Origin of the sequence: Streptomyces sp. NPDC002573 (assembly GCF_042889625.1) — a bacterium.
GTDB lineage: Bacteria > Actinomycetota > Actinomycetes > Streptomycetales > Streptomycetaceae > Streptomyces > Streptomyces gibsoniae.
Genome location: NZ_JBIARC010000002.1, coordinates 282033 through 296024, shown reverse-complemented (window position 1 = coordinate 296024; position 13992 = coordinate 282033). Strand labels below are relative to the sequence as shown.

At 70.7% G+C, this 13992-nt stretch carries 13 protein-coding genes and 1 riboswitch; of the genes, 10 read left to right on the top strand and 3 right to left on the bottom strand.

The features are described 5' to 3' along the window. The first annotated feature begins 76 nt into the window (after positions 1–76). The 5 genes from ACFYX0_RS03470 (at position 77) to ACFYX0_RS03450 (ending at position 6590) form a co-directional block, all read left to right on the top strand. Complete coding sequence (locus ACFYX0_RS03470) at positions 77–889, top strand: c-type cytochrome (RefSeq protein ID WP_388965827.1); 813 nt, start codon at positions 77–79, stop codon at positions 887–889. Beyond that, positions 886–1944, top strand: coding sequence for a Rieske 2Fe-2S domain-containing protein (locus ACFYX0_RS03465; RefSeq protein WP_388965824.1), 1059 nt, complete (start codon positions 886–888; stop codon positions 1942–1944). The genes ACFYX0_RS03470 and ACFYX0_RS03465 overlap by 4 nt, the downstream gene beginning before the upstream one ends. Beyond that, positions 1941–3578: a cytochrome bc complex cytochrome b subunit gene (locus ACFYX0_RS03460; RefSeq protein WP_388965821.1), complete on the top strand. Its 1638-nt coding sequence runs from the start codon at positions 1941–1943 to the stop codon at positions 3576–3578. The genes ACFYX0_RS03465 and ACFYX0_RS03460 overlap by 4 nt, the downstream gene beginning before the upstream one ends. A 134-nt stretch (positions 3579–3712) precedes the next feature. Further along, on the top strand, positions 3713–4777 hold the full coding sequence (gene trpD, locus ACFYX0_RS03455; protein WP_388965819.1) for an anthranilate phosphoribosyltransferase: 1065 nt from the start codon (positions 3713–3715) through the stop codon (positions 4775–4777). 136 nt (positions 4778–4913) lie between these two features. Next, a riboswitch (SAM riboswitch) is annotated at positions 4914–5030 on the top strand. 198 nt (positions 5031–5228) lie between these two features. Beyond that, positions 5229–6590: an aminotransferase class V-fold PLP-dependent enzyme gene (locus ACFYX0_RS03450; protein ID WP_388965816.1), complete on the top strand. Its 1362-nt coding sequence runs from the start codon at positions 5229–5231 to the stop codon at positions 6588–6590. Between the two features lie 21 nt (positions 6591–6611). Here ACFYX0_RS03450 and ACFYX0_RS03445 read toward each other — a convergent pair whose 3' ends face one another. Beyond that, complete coding sequence (locus ACFYX0_RS03445) at positions 6612–6893, bottom strand: Lrp/AsnC ligand binding domain-containing protein (protein ID WP_311690748.1); 282 nt, start codon at positions 6891–6893, stop codon at positions 6612–6614. A 133-nt stretch (positions 6894–7026) separates the two neighbouring features. Beyond that, positions 7027–7722 (bottom strand): rhomboid family intramembrane serine protease, encoded by a 696-nt coding sequence (locus tag ACFYX0_RS03440; RefSeq protein ID WP_355919457.1) that lies wholly within the window; start codon positions 7720–7722, stop codon positions 7027–7029. Positions 7723–7878: 156 nt separating this feature from the next. Between ACFYX0_RS03440 and ACFYX0_RS03435 the strand changes: the two genes are divergently transcribed. The 5 genes from ACFYX0_RS03435 to ACFYX0_RS03415 all read left to right on the top strand — a co-directional run bounded on the left by ACFYX0_RS03435 (position 7879) and on the right by ACFYX0_RS03415 (position 13432). Beyond that, positions 7879–8118: a hypothetical protein gene (locus tag ACFYX0_RS03435; protein WP_355919454.1), complete on the top strand. Its 240-nt coding sequence runs from the start codon at positions 7879–7881 to the stop codon at positions 8116–8118. 34 nt (positions 8119–8152) lie between these two features. Then, on the top strand, positions 8153–9502 hold the full coding sequence (locus ACFYX0_RS03430) for an NYN domain-containing protein (protein ID WP_388965814.1): 1350 nt from the start codon (positions 8153–8155) through the stop codon (positions 9500–9502). Between the two features lie 332 nt (positions 9503–9834). Beyond that, positions 9835–10875, top strand: a complete 1041-nt coding sequence (locus tag ACFYX0_RS03425) for an NlpC/P60 family protein (RefSeq protein ID WP_388965811.1) — start codon at positions 9835–9837, stop codon at positions 10873–10875. Between the two features lie 221 nt (positions 10876–11096). Further along, positions 11097–12191 carry an NlpC/P60 family protein gene (locus ACFYX0_RS03420; protein WP_388965808.1) on the top strand — a complete coding sequence of 365 codons (1095 nt, stop codon included), beginning with the start codon at positions 11097–11099 and terminating at the stop codon, positions 12189–12191. Between the two features lie 44 nt (positions 12192–12235). Next, on the top strand, positions 12236–13432 hold the full coding sequence (locus ACFYX0_RS03415) for a hypothetical protein (protein ID WP_388965805.1): 1197 nt from the start codon (positions 12236–12238) through the stop codon (positions 13430–13432). Positions 13433–13436: 4 nt separating this feature from the next. Here the strand turns inward: ACFYX0_RS03415 and ACFYX0_RS03410 are convergent, their stop codons facing one another. Further along, positions 13437–13961 carry a PadR family transcriptional regulator gene (locus ACFYX0_RS03410; protein WP_388965802.1) on the bottom strand — a complete coding sequence of 175 codons (525 nt, stop codon included), beginning with the start codon at positions 13959–13961 and terminating at the stop codon, positions 13437–13439. Positions 13962–13992 lie beyond the last annotated feature (31 nt).

The window sequence follows — 13992 nt, the reverse complement described above, 5'->3', positions numbered from 1 at the left end:
GTGAAGACCTCGCCCGCGACGATCCGATCCATTTCCAGAAGCATCGACGCAGAAGATCCTGACACCGGGGTAATCCGTGAAAAAGCTCTCCGCACGACGACGCCATCCGCTGGCGGCTGTCGTCGTCCTACTCCTCGCGCTGGCGGCCACCGGGGGGCTGTACGCCGCGTTCGCGCCCGCGAGCAAGGCGCAGGCCGATGAAACCTCCCAGTCCCTCGCCATCGAGGAGGGCAAGAAGCTCTACCAGGTGGGCTGCGCCAGCTGCCACGGCACCGGCGGTCAGGGCGGCTCAGACGGTCCGAGCCTGATCGGCGTCGGCGCCGCGGCCGTGGACTTCCAGGTGGGCACCGGCCGTATGCCGGCCGCCACCTCCCAGGGCCCCCAGGTGACGAAGAAGAAGAACATCTACTCGCAGGCCCAGATCGACCAGCTCGCGGCGTACATCTCCTCGCTCGGCGCCGGCCCGGCCGTGCCGACGACGAACGACTACAGCCCCGAGGGTGCCGACATCGCCAAGGGCGGCGAGATCTTCCGCACCAACTGCGCGCAGTGCCACAACATCACGGGCGAGGGCGGTGCCCTGACGCACGGCAAGTTCGCGCCGGGCCTCGAGGGCGTCGACCCGAAGCACATCTACGAGGCCATGCAGACCGGCCCGCAGAACATGCCGTCCTTCCCCGACACCACGCTGTCGCAGCAGAACAAGAAGGACATCATCGCCTACGTCAAGGCGGTCAACGGTGACCAGACCGAGAACCCCGGCGGTCTCGACCTGGGCGGTCTCGGCCCTGTCTCCGAGGGCCTCTTCGCCTGGATCTTCGGACTGGGCGCGCTGATCGCGGTCGCCGTCTGGGTCGCCGCTCGGACCGCAAAGGCCAAGAAGTCATGAGTAGCCAAGACATTCCCGAAGAGAACCTGCCCGCTGAGCAGGACACCGAGCACGGTGCCGTAGCGGTCGCGGACGAGGAGAACCCGTTCGCCGACCCGGGGCTGCCGCCCCACGAGCACCGGATCCAGGACATCGACGCGCGAGCCGCCAAGCGCTCCGAGCGCACGGTCGCCCTGCTGTTCACCGTGTCGATGCTGGCCACCCTCGGCTTCATCGCCTCGTACGTCACGATCCCGAACGACCGGTCGATCTACGTCTTCCCGATCGGGCACATCAGCGCGATGAACTTCGCGCTGGGCCTGACGCTGGGCGTGGCGCTGTTCACGATCGGCGCGGGCGCGGTCCACTGGGCCCGCACCCTGATGTCCGACGTCGAGGTCGCCGACGAGCGTCACCCGATCGAGGCGGCGCCGGAGGTCAAGGCGAAGGTGCTCGCCGACTTCCAGGCGGGTGCCAAGGAGTCGCAGCTCGGCCGTCGCTCGCTGATCCGGAACACGATGTTCGGCGCGCTGGCCATGGTGCCGCTCTCCGGTGTGTTCCTGCTGCGCGACCTCGGCACGCTGCCCGGCACCAAGCTGCGACACACGCTGTGGTCCCAGGGCAAGCTCCTCGTCAACATGAACACGAACCAGCCGATGCGTCCCTCGGACATCGCGGTCGGTTCGCTCACCTTCGCCAAGCCCGAGGGCCTGGAGGAGACCAACGAGGACTTCCAGAAGCAGATCGCGAAGGCCGCCCTGATGCTCGTCCGGCTCCAGCCGGAGAACATCAAGGACAAGCGGGAACTCTCGTGGTCCCACGAGGGAATCGTGGCCTACTCGAAGATCTGCACCCACGTCGGTTGCCCGATCTCCCTGTACGAGCAGCAGACGCACCACGTCCTCTGCCCGTGCCACCAGTCCACCTTCGACCTCTCCGACGGTGGCCGGGTCATCTTCGGCCCGGCTGGTCACGCTCTGCCGCAGCTGCACATCGGCGTCAACGCGGACGGCTACCTCGAGGCGCTCGGCGACTTCGAAGAGCCCGTCGGTCCTGCTTTCTGGGAGCGCGGATGAGCACTTCATCGACCACTGAGTCCGCTTCGCGCGGAAGGGCACCGGCCGGCGAGCGCGTCGCCGACTGGGCCGACGGACGCCTGGGGATCTACTCCCTGGCCAAGTCGAACATGCGCAAGATCTTCCCCGACCACTGGTCGTTCATGTTGGGTGAGGTCTGCCTCTACAGCTTCATCATCATCATCCTCACGGGTGTGTATCTGACGCTGTTCTTCCACCCCTCGATGAACGAGGTGGTGTACCACGGCAGTTACGTGCCGCTGCAGGGCCAGCTGATGAGCGAGGCGTTCAACTCCGCGCTGCACATCAGCTTCGACGTCCGCGGCGGTCTGCTGATCCGGCAGATCCACCACTGGGCGGCGCTGGTCTTCCTCGCCGGCATGTTCGTGCACATGATGCGCGTGTTCTTCACGGGCGCGTTCCGCAAGCCGCGTGAGGTCAACTGGCTGTTCGGCTTCCTGCTGTTCGTCCTGGGCATGTTCACCGGCTTCACCGGTTACTCGCTCCCGGACGACCTGCTCTCCGGCACCGGTGTCCGCTTCATGGAGGGCGCGATCCTGTCCGTGCCGATCGTCGGCACGTACCTGGCGTTCTTCCTCTTCGGCGGTGAGTTCCCGGGTGGCGACTTCGTGGCCCGGTTCTACTCGATCCACATCCTGCTGCTGCCGGGCATCATGCTCGGTCTGGTGGTCGGCCACCTGATCCTGGTCTTCTACCACAAGCACACGCAGTTCGCGGGTCCTGGAAAGACGAACAACAACGTCGTCGGCATGCCGCTGCTGCCGGTCTACATGGCCAAGGCCGGAGGTTTCTTCTTCCTGGTCTTCGGTGCCATCGCGGCCATCGCGGCGATCGCGCAGATCAACCCGATCTGGGCCATCGGCCCCTACCGTCCGGACCAGGTCTCCACGGGCGCCCAGCCCGACTGGTACATGGGCTTCTCCGAGGGCCTCATCCGTACGATGCCGGGCTGGGAGATCAACGTCTGGGGCCACACGCTCGTCCTGGGTGTGTTCATCCCGCTGGTGATCTTCCCGCTGGTCCTGGTCGCGATCGCGGTCTACCCGTTCATCGAGTCCTGGGTCACGGGCGACAAGCGCGAGCACCACATCCTGGACCGCCCGCGCAACGCGCCGACGCGTACGGCCTTCGGTGCCGCGTGGATCTCCTGGTACTTCGTGATGCTGCTGGGCGGTGGCAACGACATCTGGGCCACGCACTTCCACCTGTCGATCAACGCGATCACCTGGTTCGTCCGCATCGCCTTCTTCGTGGTGCCGGTGCTCGTGTTCATCGTCACCAAGCGGATCTGCCTCGGCCTCCAGCGCCGCGACCGCGACAAGGTGCTGCACGGCCGCGAGTCGGGCATCATCAAGCGGCTGCCGCACGGTGAGTTCATCGAGGTCCACGAGCCGCTCAGCCAGGAGCAGCTGCACACGCTCACGGCGCACGAGCAGTACAAGCCGGCCGAGATCGGCCCGACGGTCGACGAGAACGGCGTCGAGCGGAAGGTCAAGGGCTCGGAGAAGCTGCGTGCCCGCCTGAGCAACGCCTACTACGGGGAGGACAACCAGATCCCCAAGCCCACGGTCGAGGAGTACAAGGAGATCACGAGCGGCCACGGCCACCACTGATCGCTGCGCGCGCCACGCCACGGTCGAAGGGCCCCGTCCACATCCGGACGGGGCCCTTTGCCGTGCCCGGGGCTGGATAGGGTGGACCTGTTCGAGAAACGTGTCCCGGCCGGACACCGACCCAGGAGCGGCTTATGAGCGCTGTGAACCCCGCTGGAGGCGACACCGCGGCGGGCCGTTCCTGGCCCCGGGTGCTGAACGCCCTGCTGGACGGCCAGGACCAGAGCGTGGACGACACGGCCTGGGCGATGGACCGGATCATGCGCGGCGAGGCGACGGACGCGCAGATCGCCGCCTTCGTCGTGGCGCTGCGGGCGAAGGGCGAGACGGTCGAGGAGATCACCGGGCTCGTCCGGGCGATGTACGAGCACGCGAACGTGATCGAGGTACCGGGTCCGGCGGTCGACATCGTCGGTACGGGCGGCGACGGCGCGAAGACGGTCAACATCTCCACGATGTCGTCGATCGTGGTGGCCGGCACGGGCACGAAGGTCGTCAAGCACGGCAACCGGGCCGCGTCGTCCGCGTCCGGCTCCTCGGACGTGCTGGAGAAGCTCGGCATCAATCTGGACCTCACCCCGAGGCGGACGGCCGAGGTGGCCGAGGAGGCCGGCATCACCATCTGCTTCGCGGTGAAGTTCCACCCGGCGCTGCGGCATGTGGCCGCGGCGCGCGGCCAGCTCGGGATCCGCACGACGTTCAACGTGCTGGGCCCGCTGACCAACCCGGCGCGGGTGAAGGCCCAGGCCGTGGGGGTCGCCGACCCGCGGATGGCGCCCATCGTGGCGGGAGTCCTCGCCGAGCGCGGGAACTCGTCCCTGGTCTTCCGCGGTGACGACGGACTGGACGAGCTCACGACGACCTCGACGTCCCGGGTCTGGGTCGTCCGCGACGGAAAGGTCGCCGAGGAGACCTTCGATCCCCGGGACGTCGGCCTGGACCTGGTGCCGGTGGAGGCGCTGCGCGGCGCCGACGCCTCCTACAACGCCGACGTGGCGCGGCGTCTGCTGGACGGGGAGACCGGGCCGGTGCGGGAGGCGGTGCTGCTGAACTCGGCGGCGGCGCTGGTGGCCCTGGAGCCCGCCGGGGCGCCCCTGGCCGAGCAGCTGCGGGCCGGGATGGCGAGGGCGGAGGAGTCGATCGACTCGGGCGCCGCGAAGCGGTCCCTGGAGCGTTGGGTGGCCGCGAGCCACCGCTGAGCCCCGGGGCGAAGGGGGAGCGCGGCACGGCCGGGCTCCCCCTTCGCATGCAGTCGCCTGTGCGACGGAGGGGGTATGTCCCGGCATCCGGACAGATGTTGCGGCCGCCCGATCATGTCACGTAGCGTCCTGCCCAGGTCATGAGCGACAGCCACTCGGCCCCGGCCGGCTGTCCGGCAACCCTCCGTCCGTGGCGGGGTGCCCCGGGTGAAGACCAGGTCGTAGGCAGTGAGGTCTACGGCAAGCGCGGACCCCTCACACGCCGGTGAGCGTGGGGCCAGGGGTCCTGGTCGTTCGAGGGAGCCGTTCCGTGAGCAAGCGAATGCGCTAGGGCCGCAGAGCCCCGCCTCCGCATCCCCTTTTCACCTTTTCCCGTGCCGTCGAGGCAGTCGCGCGCCCCTGCGCCCGCCCTCCGGTGCGGTGATCCCTCTGCCTTCACGGGAGTGCACCCATGTCTGTCTCCACCCTTGCCGCCGACCAGTCCGTTTGTGCCCCGCTGCCCGTTCTGGGCAGGGATGTCAGCGTCCCGCTCGTCACGGGCGGCACCGTCACCTACGCCGCGCTCGACTACGCGGCCAGCGCCCCTGCGCTCCAGCGCGTCTGGGACGACGTGGCGGCGTACGCGCCGTACTACGGCAGCGTCCACCGGGGCGCCGGGTATCTGTCGCAGCTGTCCACCGACCTCTTCGAGAACGCTCGGAAGACCGTCGCCGCCTTCCTGGACTGCCGCGGGGAGGACCAGGTGATCTTCACCCGGTCCACCACCGACTCGCTCAACCTCCTCGCCGCCGCCCTGCCGGCCGACTGCCAGGTCTTCGTCTTCGAGACCGAGCACCACGCCTCGCTGCTGCCCTGGCGGGACGCCCGGGTCACCGTCCTCGACGCCCCGCGCACCCCGCAGCAGGCCGTACGGACCCTGGAGCGCGCCCTCGCGGACCGCGACCCCCACGGACCGGCCCTGGTCTGCGTCACCGGTGCCTCCAACGTCACCGGCGAGCTGTGGCCCGTACGCGAGCTGGCGGAGGCCGCCCATGCGCACGGCGCCCGTATCGTCCTGGACGCCGCCCAGCTGGCCCCGCACCACCCCGTGTCGGTCAGGGACCTCGGGGTGGACTGGGTCGCCTTCTCCGGCCACAAGCTCTACGCCCCCTTCGGCTCGGGCGTGCTCGCGGGCCGCGCCGACTGGCTGCGCGCGGCCGAGCCCTACCTCGCGGGCGGCGGAGCCAGCCGCAGGGTCAACCGGCGGACGGACGGGGGAGTGGACGTCGACTGGCACGAGAGCGCCGCGCGGCACGAGGCCGGTTCGCCCAACGTGATCGGCGCCTACTCCATCGCCTCGGCCTGCAAGGCCCTCACCGAGGCGGGCTTCGACACGCTCGTCGCCCGTGAGCAGTTCCTCGTCCGCAGGGTCCGGGACGGACTCGCCGGGATCCCGGAGGTCAAGGTGCTCTCCCTCTTCGGCGACGACGCGCCCCGTGTCGGCGTCCTCTCGTTCGTCGTCGAGGGCTGGAACAGCTCCCACTTCGCCGCCGCGCTCTCCGCCGAGTACGGCATCGGCGTGCGCGACGGCCTGTTCTGCGCCCATCCGCTGGTGCGCACCCTGCTGGGCGGCGACCCGGGGACCCAGGGCGAGTGCGGCGCCCCCGAGGCCGCGCCCGGCGAGCGGTCCCTGAACGCCATCCGCGTCAGCTTCGGCGCGGGCACGCCCGACGAGCATGTGGAGCGGTTCGTCCGGGCGGTCGGGGAACTCGTCCGGGACGGTGCGCGGTGGACGTACCGCACGGAGGACGGACGCTGCGTCCCGGCGGTCTGACGCCGCTGACCGGCCGACGCCCTAGTTGTCGAGCCCGATCGCGAACGCCGCCTCCAGGTCGTGCTGGGAGTACGTGCGGAAGGCGACATGCGTGTCCGTGGCCAGCACGCCCGGGATCTTGCTGATCCGGCCGGGGATGACGTCCGCCAGGTCGTCATGGGCCTGTACCCGGACCATGGCGATGAGGTCGTACGTGCCGGTGACGGAGAAGACCTCGCTGACGGAGTCCAGCGCGGCGATCGACTCGGCGATCTCGGGGATCCGGTCCACGCTGGTCTTGATGAGCACGATCGCAGTGATCACGGCTGGCTGTCTCCCTAGGTGCACGCTCGGACTGTCACTCTAAGACCTGCTCCATCGCACACCAACAGACGTACTCCGGCGGCGCGGGAAGTGCCTGCCGGAGTACGTCCGTGTCCCGTCGCGGCGCGGGAGCTCACGGGGGCGCCACCAGCAGGGGCCTGCGCACCCAGGCGTAGAGGAAGCCCAGTGCGAACCCCACCACGTGGGCCAGATAGGCGACGCCCGGGCCCTGGGCGGCGCGGCCCGCCGCGATCCACTGCAGTGTCGCCCAGAAGGGCAGTACCACCCAGGCGGGGAAGCGCAGGGGCAGGAAGAAGAGGAACGGGAAGAGACTGGTCACCCGGGCCCCGGGGAACAGGAAGAGAAACGCGCCGAGCACCGCGGAGATCGACCCCGAGGCGCCGACCAGCGTCTGTGTCGACTGCGCGTGGGCAGCCGCGTACCCGAGGAGCGCCAGATAGCCGCAGCCCCCGTAGAACAGGGCGAACTGCAGATGCCCCATCCGCTCCTCGGTCATCGCCCCGAAGACGTAGAGGAACAGCATGTTGCCGAGCAGATGGACCCAGCTGCCGTGCACGAAGAGTGCCGTGGCGGGGGTGAGCGCGGCCCGTGGCGCCCCGCTGAACAGCTCCGCGGGCACCACGCCCCAGCGGGCGAAGTAGGTCCGCTGGGCGGCGAGCAGCGCCTCGCCCCGGCCGTAGGCGGGATTCAGGCCCGAGGCCGGCCCCAGCACGAAGATCAGACAGCACAGCGCGATCAGTCCGTACGTCACGGGTGCCGACTGTCCCCGCAACGCCCTCCCGGCCGTCCTGCTCCAGGTGCTGATCATGGGACAGAGCATGGCGTAACCGGACCGATCAGCACAGAGTGCCTCGCCGCGTGATACGGGCAGGCGGCGGTTGCCCGCCAGGCCGTAGGGTTACGAGCCACACGCTCCAGGGAAACTGGCGCATCACGGAGACTGGAAGAAGGAAGAGCAGCCACGATGACGGTTCCCTTGCCGACCGACACGACCCGCTGGCGCTGCAAGCTCTGCGGCAACCTGACCCGGTTCGACGTGACCCGCTCATCGAAGGTGATCGAGTACGTGCATCTCGATCTGGCCGGGGAACCGACGGTGGAGGAGCGCGAGGTGGTCAGTGAGACCATCGAGTCGGTGCGGTGCCGCTGGTGCAACGCCCTGGATCAGGTGGAACTCGTGGACAGGCCGGGCGCCGGCTCCTGACGGAGGCGGCCCCGCACAGGCATTGGGGTGACGGATGGTGGAGACTTCGGGCGGGGAGCCGGTCGACGGCACCGCTGAGGTGCTCGACCGTCCGATGCCCGACGGAGTGCGCCGTCGGGTCGTACAGATCGTCTCGGACGGCTTCGGCGGGCTGACCCTGGCCGAACTGCCCGCACAGTTGCGGCAGTACGCCCGATTCACCCCGAACCGTCGGGCCAAGTTCGCCAGCAACGCCATGGCGGCGGCCCTGGAGACCGACGCGGTGTTCCGGCAGCGGATCGCGGAGAAGCTCAGAGAGGCCCAGCCGGAACTCACCGGCGCCCTCGACTCCGGCTCGCCGCCCCCGGCCGCGGACCCGCTCGACGTGGCGGCCGCGGCCTATGTACTGCGCCCGGCGGGCTGGGTGAAGCTCGTGACCGCCGCGGGCGAGGAGGCCCAGCGGGCGGACGCCGAGCGCGCCGACGAGGAGAGCCGGGCCGAGCTGGAACGGCTGCGCGAGGAACTGGGAGCCGCCCGCGAGCAGACCCGCGCCGAGACCGAACGGCTGCGCGGGGAGCTGGAGTCGGCCCGCAAGGAAGCCGAATCGCTTCACCGGAAGCTGCGCGCCGCGCTCAGTGACGTAAAGCGCGGCGAGTCCGCCCTGCGCAAGGTCCAGGGCGAGATCGAGACGGTGCGCGCCGAGGGCCAGGCGCAGGTCTCCGCCGCCGAGAGCGAGACCCGGCGGCTCAAGGCGCGTCTCGGTGAGGCGGAGGCCGCCCTGGAGGCCACGCGCCGGGCGGCGCGCGAGGGGCGCAGCGTCGAGGACATGCGGGTACGGCTGCTGCTGGACACCGTGCTGGACGCGGCCCAGGGGCTGCGGCGGGAGCTGGCGCTGCCACCGGTCTCGGTGCGGCCCGCGGAGACCGTGGACGCGGTCGAACCGGGACGGATGACACCGAAGGACATCGCCGCCCGGGCGCTGTCCGAGAACGATCCCGCCATCCTCGACCAGTTGCTCGCGCTGCCCCAGGCGCATCTGGTCGTCGACGGTTACAACGTCACCAAGACCGGCTATCCGCAGATGCCGCTGGAGAAGCAGCGGCTCCGGCTCCTCGGGCAGCTCTCGCAGCTGGCCGCGCAGACCGGCGCGGAGGTCACCTGTGTCTTCGACGGGGCCGAACTGGCCGCCCCCGTGCTGCTCGCGCCGCCGCGCGGAGTGCGGGTGCTGTTCTCCAAGCCGGGTGTCACCGCCGACGAGTTGATCCGTCAGCTGGTGCGCGCGGAGCCGCCGGGCCGGCCCGTCATCGTGGTCTCCACCGACCGGGAGGTGGCCGACGGGGTCGCCAGGGCGGGCGCCCGCCCCGTCGCGTCGGTGGTGCTGCTCAGGCGATTTTCCCGGGCATAACGGACTTCCTTGTCCGGCCCGCCCGGTGCGCCATACACCACCCCATGAGTCGCCTACGCACCAAGCGCAACATCCGTCGGTCATGCCCGAATTGGGGTGGTCGTGGCGCAACGTAGCGTCAAGGCCGCATCACCTGGGGTGAGTTCCGTGCAAAGAATGCATTGCGTGACGGGAATTTTCCCCCTCAGGATTTGAACTGATCACAGCGAGGTCACTAGGGTCGGGCCTCGAACCTCCGCACGGGTGATCACTCACAAGGGGTGGGTGACCGGCGGAGGGCACCGCCCGCCGGCGTGTCGGTAGGCGGCTGGAGGAAGAAGGAGCTCGCCCCCGTGGCGTCCCACCGTCGACCCAAGCAGCCGAGCCGCACCCGTGTGACCGTGCTCACCACCGCCGCTGCCGCCGCCGTGGCCTTCAGCGCCCAGGCCGCAAACGCCGCCCCCAGCGAGAAGCCGAACAAGGACGAGGTCAAGTCCCGGGTAGACAAGCTCTACCAGGACGCCGAGCAGGCCACCGAGGCCTTCGACGGCGCCAAGGAGAAGCAGGAGAAGCTCCAGAAGGAGATCTCCGGTCTGCAGGACAAGGTCGCCCGGGGCCAGGACGAGCTGAACCAGCTGCGCGACGGCATCGGCACCATGGCGAGCGCCCAGTACCGCACCGGCAGCATCGATCCCTCCGTGCAGCTGTTCCTCTCCTCCAACCCGGACGACTACCTCGACAAGGCGTCCACCCTGGACCAGTTGAGCAGCCAGCAGGTCGAGGCGCTCAAGAAGATCCAGGAGAAGCAGCGCGAGCTGGCCCAGGAGCGCCAGGAGGCCGCCGACAAGCTCAAGGACCTCGCGGCCACCCGGACCGAGCTGGGCAAGAACAAGCAGGAAGTCCAGGGCAAGCTCGCCGCGGCGCAGAAGCTGCTCAACTCCCTGACCGCGCAGGAGAAGCAGCAGCTTGCCGCCGAGCAGAACCGGGCCAGCCGGGCCAGTGAGCGCAGCGTCCTCAGCGGCGACACCGGCTCCGCCTCCGGTCGGGCGGCCGCGGCGTTCGCCGCAGCCCAGTCCATGATCGGCAGGCCCTACTCGTACGGCGCCACCGGCACGGCCGAGTTCGACTGCTCGGGCCTGACCTCCTGGGCGTACGCGCAGGCCGGCGTCTCCATCCCGCGCACCTCGCAGGAGCAGGCCAACATAGGCACCCGGATCTACTCGGTCAACGACCTCAAGGTCGGCGACCTGGTCTTCTTCTTCAACGACATCCACCACGTGGGTCTCTACGCGGGCAACGGCCAGATCCTGCACGCGCCGCGCACCGGCACCTTCGTCCGCTACGAGTCGATGAGCACGATCGGCGGACCCTTCATGTTCGGCGTCCGAGTCTGATCGGATCCCTCGCGGACCGGGCCGCCACTCCGCCCGAACGGGCGAATTCCAGCGACGCCCGCTGACCCCACGCCCCGCCGATGACCTGCGTCAGCGGCGGGGCGCCGCGTTGTGCGCCCATCGCGGCGGCTTTGAACCCTGAGTGATCACCCGGCTACTGTCTGCCGCGCTTCCCTCGCCGTTCGGCGGGGGTCTGTCAGCGGAAGGGAGTGCGACCGGTCGTGGGGTCCCATCGCCGCCTTGCACCAACCGGCCTCGGCCGGGGCCGTGGCGCCGCCATGCGTCCGGTGAGCCGAAGGGGCACCGGGGAGGGCGCCCCGGAGGCGCACCAGGCGCTGAGGAAGACAGCCGCCGTGCTGTCGGCCGCCGCTGCGGCGGCAGCCGCGACCGCGTTCGGCGCCGCACCCGCGGACGCCGCCCCGGCGCGTGACGCCCGGGTCACGGTGGACCGGCTGTACCAGGAGGCCGAGCAGGCCACCGAGGCCTACGACAAGGCCACCGAGCAGACCGCTTCGCTGCGCCGGCAGATCGGCCAGGCGCAGGACCGGATTGCCCGGCAGCAGGACCGGGTCAACGCCCTGCGGGACACGCTCGGTTCGCTCGCCGGGGCCCAGTACCGCTCCTGCGGCCTCGACTCCTCCCTCGGGCTGCTGCTGTCCGACGACCCGGGCGAGTATCTGGACCGGGCGGCCGTGCTCGACCGGATCGACTTCCGCCAGGCCGGACAGCTCAGGGAACTCCAGGCGGCCCTGCGCGAGCTGGCCCAGGAACGCGCGGACACCAGCGGCCGGCTGGCCGAGCTGGAGCGCAACCGCGAGGTCGTCGCCCGGCACAAGAGGACCGTCGAGCACAAACTCGCCATCGCCCGACGGCTGCTCGCCTCCCTGCCGTCCACCACGCGCGCCGCCTACGACCGGGCGTCCCGCTCCGGTGCCGACGTGCCCGGCCTCACCGCCGCCAAGGCGCCCGACGCGCGCGCCGCGGCCGCGGTCGCCGCGGCCCGCTCCGCGCTCGGCCGCCCGTATGTGTGGGGAGCCAGCGGGCCGGGCGGCTTCGACTGTTCGGGCCTGATGCAGTGGGCGTACGGGCGGGCGGGCATCGGACTGCCGCGCACCTCCCAGGAGCAGCGGTACGCCGGCCATCAGGTGCCGCTCTCCCAGGTGCGCCCCGGCGACCTGATCGTCTACCGCTCCGACGCGAGCCATGTGGCCATGTACGTCGGCGGCGGCCAGGTCATCCACGCACCGCATCCGGGGGCCGCGGTCCGCTACGACCCGGTCGGGATGCTGCCGATCTCCTCGGTCACCCGGCCCTGACCGCGGCACCCGTACCCGGCTCGGCCGCCGCGTACGATCGGACAGTGGCTGGTCATGGGCGTGTGCCGGGGGTCGTGGCGTGCTGTGTGCTGCTCCTCGCCGGGCTCGTCGGCTGCGGCGGGCAGCCCGCGCCGGACTCCCAGACGGCCGCCGTGCAGCAGGTCCTCGACCGGCGGGCGGCCGCCGTCCTCGCCGGGAACCGGCCCGCGTTCCTCGCGACCGAGGCACCGACCACCGGCACGGCCGAGTTCGACAACCTGCGCGACGTTCCGCTGGCCGCCCTGTCGTACCGCGTGACGGCCCTGCACCGCACCGGCGACCGGGCGAGTGCCGACGCCGAACTGCGCTACCGCGTCAAGGACTACGACCGGGCGCCGGTCACCGCCTCCCGGGTGCTGCGCCTGACCCGCACCGGCGGCCACTGGTACGTCAGCGCCGACCGGCCCGCGGAGAAGGCCGGCGAACAGCTGTGGGAGCAGGGCACGGTCGAGACCGTCCGCGGAACACACAGCCTGGTGCTCGGGGTGGGGCAGCCCCGGGACGTCCTGCGGACCTACGCGGACCTCGCGGACCGGTCGGTCCCCGCCGTCACCCGGGCATGGGGCACGGACTGGGTCCAGCACGTCGTGGTGCTCGTACCGCGGTCGCTGGAGGGGATGGCGGGGCTGCTCGGCGCGCCGGCGTCCGGGTACCGGGGGATCGCGGCGGTCACCACCGGGGAGGCGGGCGGCACGTCCCGGGCGCCCGCGGACCGGATCATCGTCAACCCGGACGCGTACAGCGTCCTCGGCGACCTGGGCAAGCAGGTCGTGCTCCGGCACGAGACCACCCATGTGGCCACTCGCGCCCACACCACGGCGGCCACCCCCCTGTGGCTGTCCGAGGGCTACGCCGACTGGGTGGGCTACCGCGACAGCGGCCGCACCCCCAGGGAGGTGGCCCCCGAACTCGGCCGCTCGGTCGCCCGGGGCCGGATCCCGGCCGCGCTGCCCCGGGACACTGACTTCGCCTTCTCCACGGACGCGGACACCCTGGCGCAGGCGTACGAGAGCGGCTGGCTGGCCTGCCGGATGATCGCCGAGCACTGGGGAGAGGCCCGGCTGAACGCCTTCTACCGAGCGGTGGGCGACCACCGGACCCGCACCGGCGCGGTCGAGTCCGCCCTGCAGCACACCCTCGGGACGAACCTGGAGACGTTCACCCGGGAGTGGCGGGCGTATCTGCGGGCGCAACTGGCCTGACGGTTCACCCCTCGAGTCGGTCGACCGCCTCGCGCAGCCAGGCCCGCTCGGCCTCGCCCGTCGCCCGTGCGACCCGCAGCATGCCCGCCCGGAACGGATCCTCCGCCTCCTCGGCCCGTACGGGCCTGCCGTCACGGTAGAAGAAGCTCGCCGGGGTCTCCAGGAAGTCCAGCCGGCGGCGCAGCACCGCGGCCTGTTCGCCGGGGTCCGGGAGATACCGCAGGAACGCCAGCACGGTGTTGAAGCGGACATGGTCGGTGATCTCGGCCTGCTTGGGGTGCCGCAGCCGCTCCAGGAGGTCCGCGCGGCCCTCGTCGGTGAGCGACAGGATCCGCCGCGGAGCCGCGCTCGTGCCCGCCTCGGTGCGCTGGTCCAGCTTTCCGGCCGCCACCAGGCGGCTGATCGCGGGGTACAGGGCGCCATCGCTGATCCGGTGGACATGACCGTTCAGCGCCGCGATCCGTGCCTTCAGTTCATAGCCGTGCAGGGGTTCCTCCGCCAGGAAGCCCAGGATCGACAGTTCCAGCACGGGTGGCCTCCTCTTGCCGACGTCGCACGCT

Excerpts from the sequence above, each read along its gene's own strand:
- ACFYX0_RS03465 (WP_388965824.1), top strand. The coding sequence starts at position 886 with ATGAGTAGCCAAGACATTCCCGAAGAGAACCTGCCCGCTGAGCAGGAC.
- ACFYX0_RS03460 (WP_388965821.1), top strand. The coding sequence starts at position 1,941 with ATGAGCACTTCATCGACCACTGAGTCCGCTTCGCGCGGAAGGGCACCG.
- trpD (WP_388965819.1), top strand. The coding sequence starts at position 3,713 with ATGAGCGCTGTGAACCCCGCTGGAGGCGACACCGCGGCGGGCCGTTCC.
- ACFYX0_RS03450 (WP_388965816.1), top strand. The coding sequence starts at position 5,229 with ATGTCTGTCTCCACCCTTGCCGCCGACCAGTCCGTTTGTGCCCCGCTG.
- ACFYX0_RS03440 (WP_355919457.1), bottom strand. The coding sequence starts at position 7,722 with ATGATCAGCACCTGGAGCAGGACGGCCGGGAGGGCGTTGCGGGGACAG.
- ACFYX0_RS03435 (WP_355919454.1), top strand. The coding sequence starts at position 7,879 with ATGACGGTTCCCTTGCCGACCGACACGACCCGCTGGCGCTGCAAGCTC.
- ACFYX0_RS03430 (WP_388965814.1), top strand. The coding sequence starts at position 8,153 with ATGGTGGAGACTTCGGGCGGGGAGCCGGTCGACGGCACCGCTGAGGTG.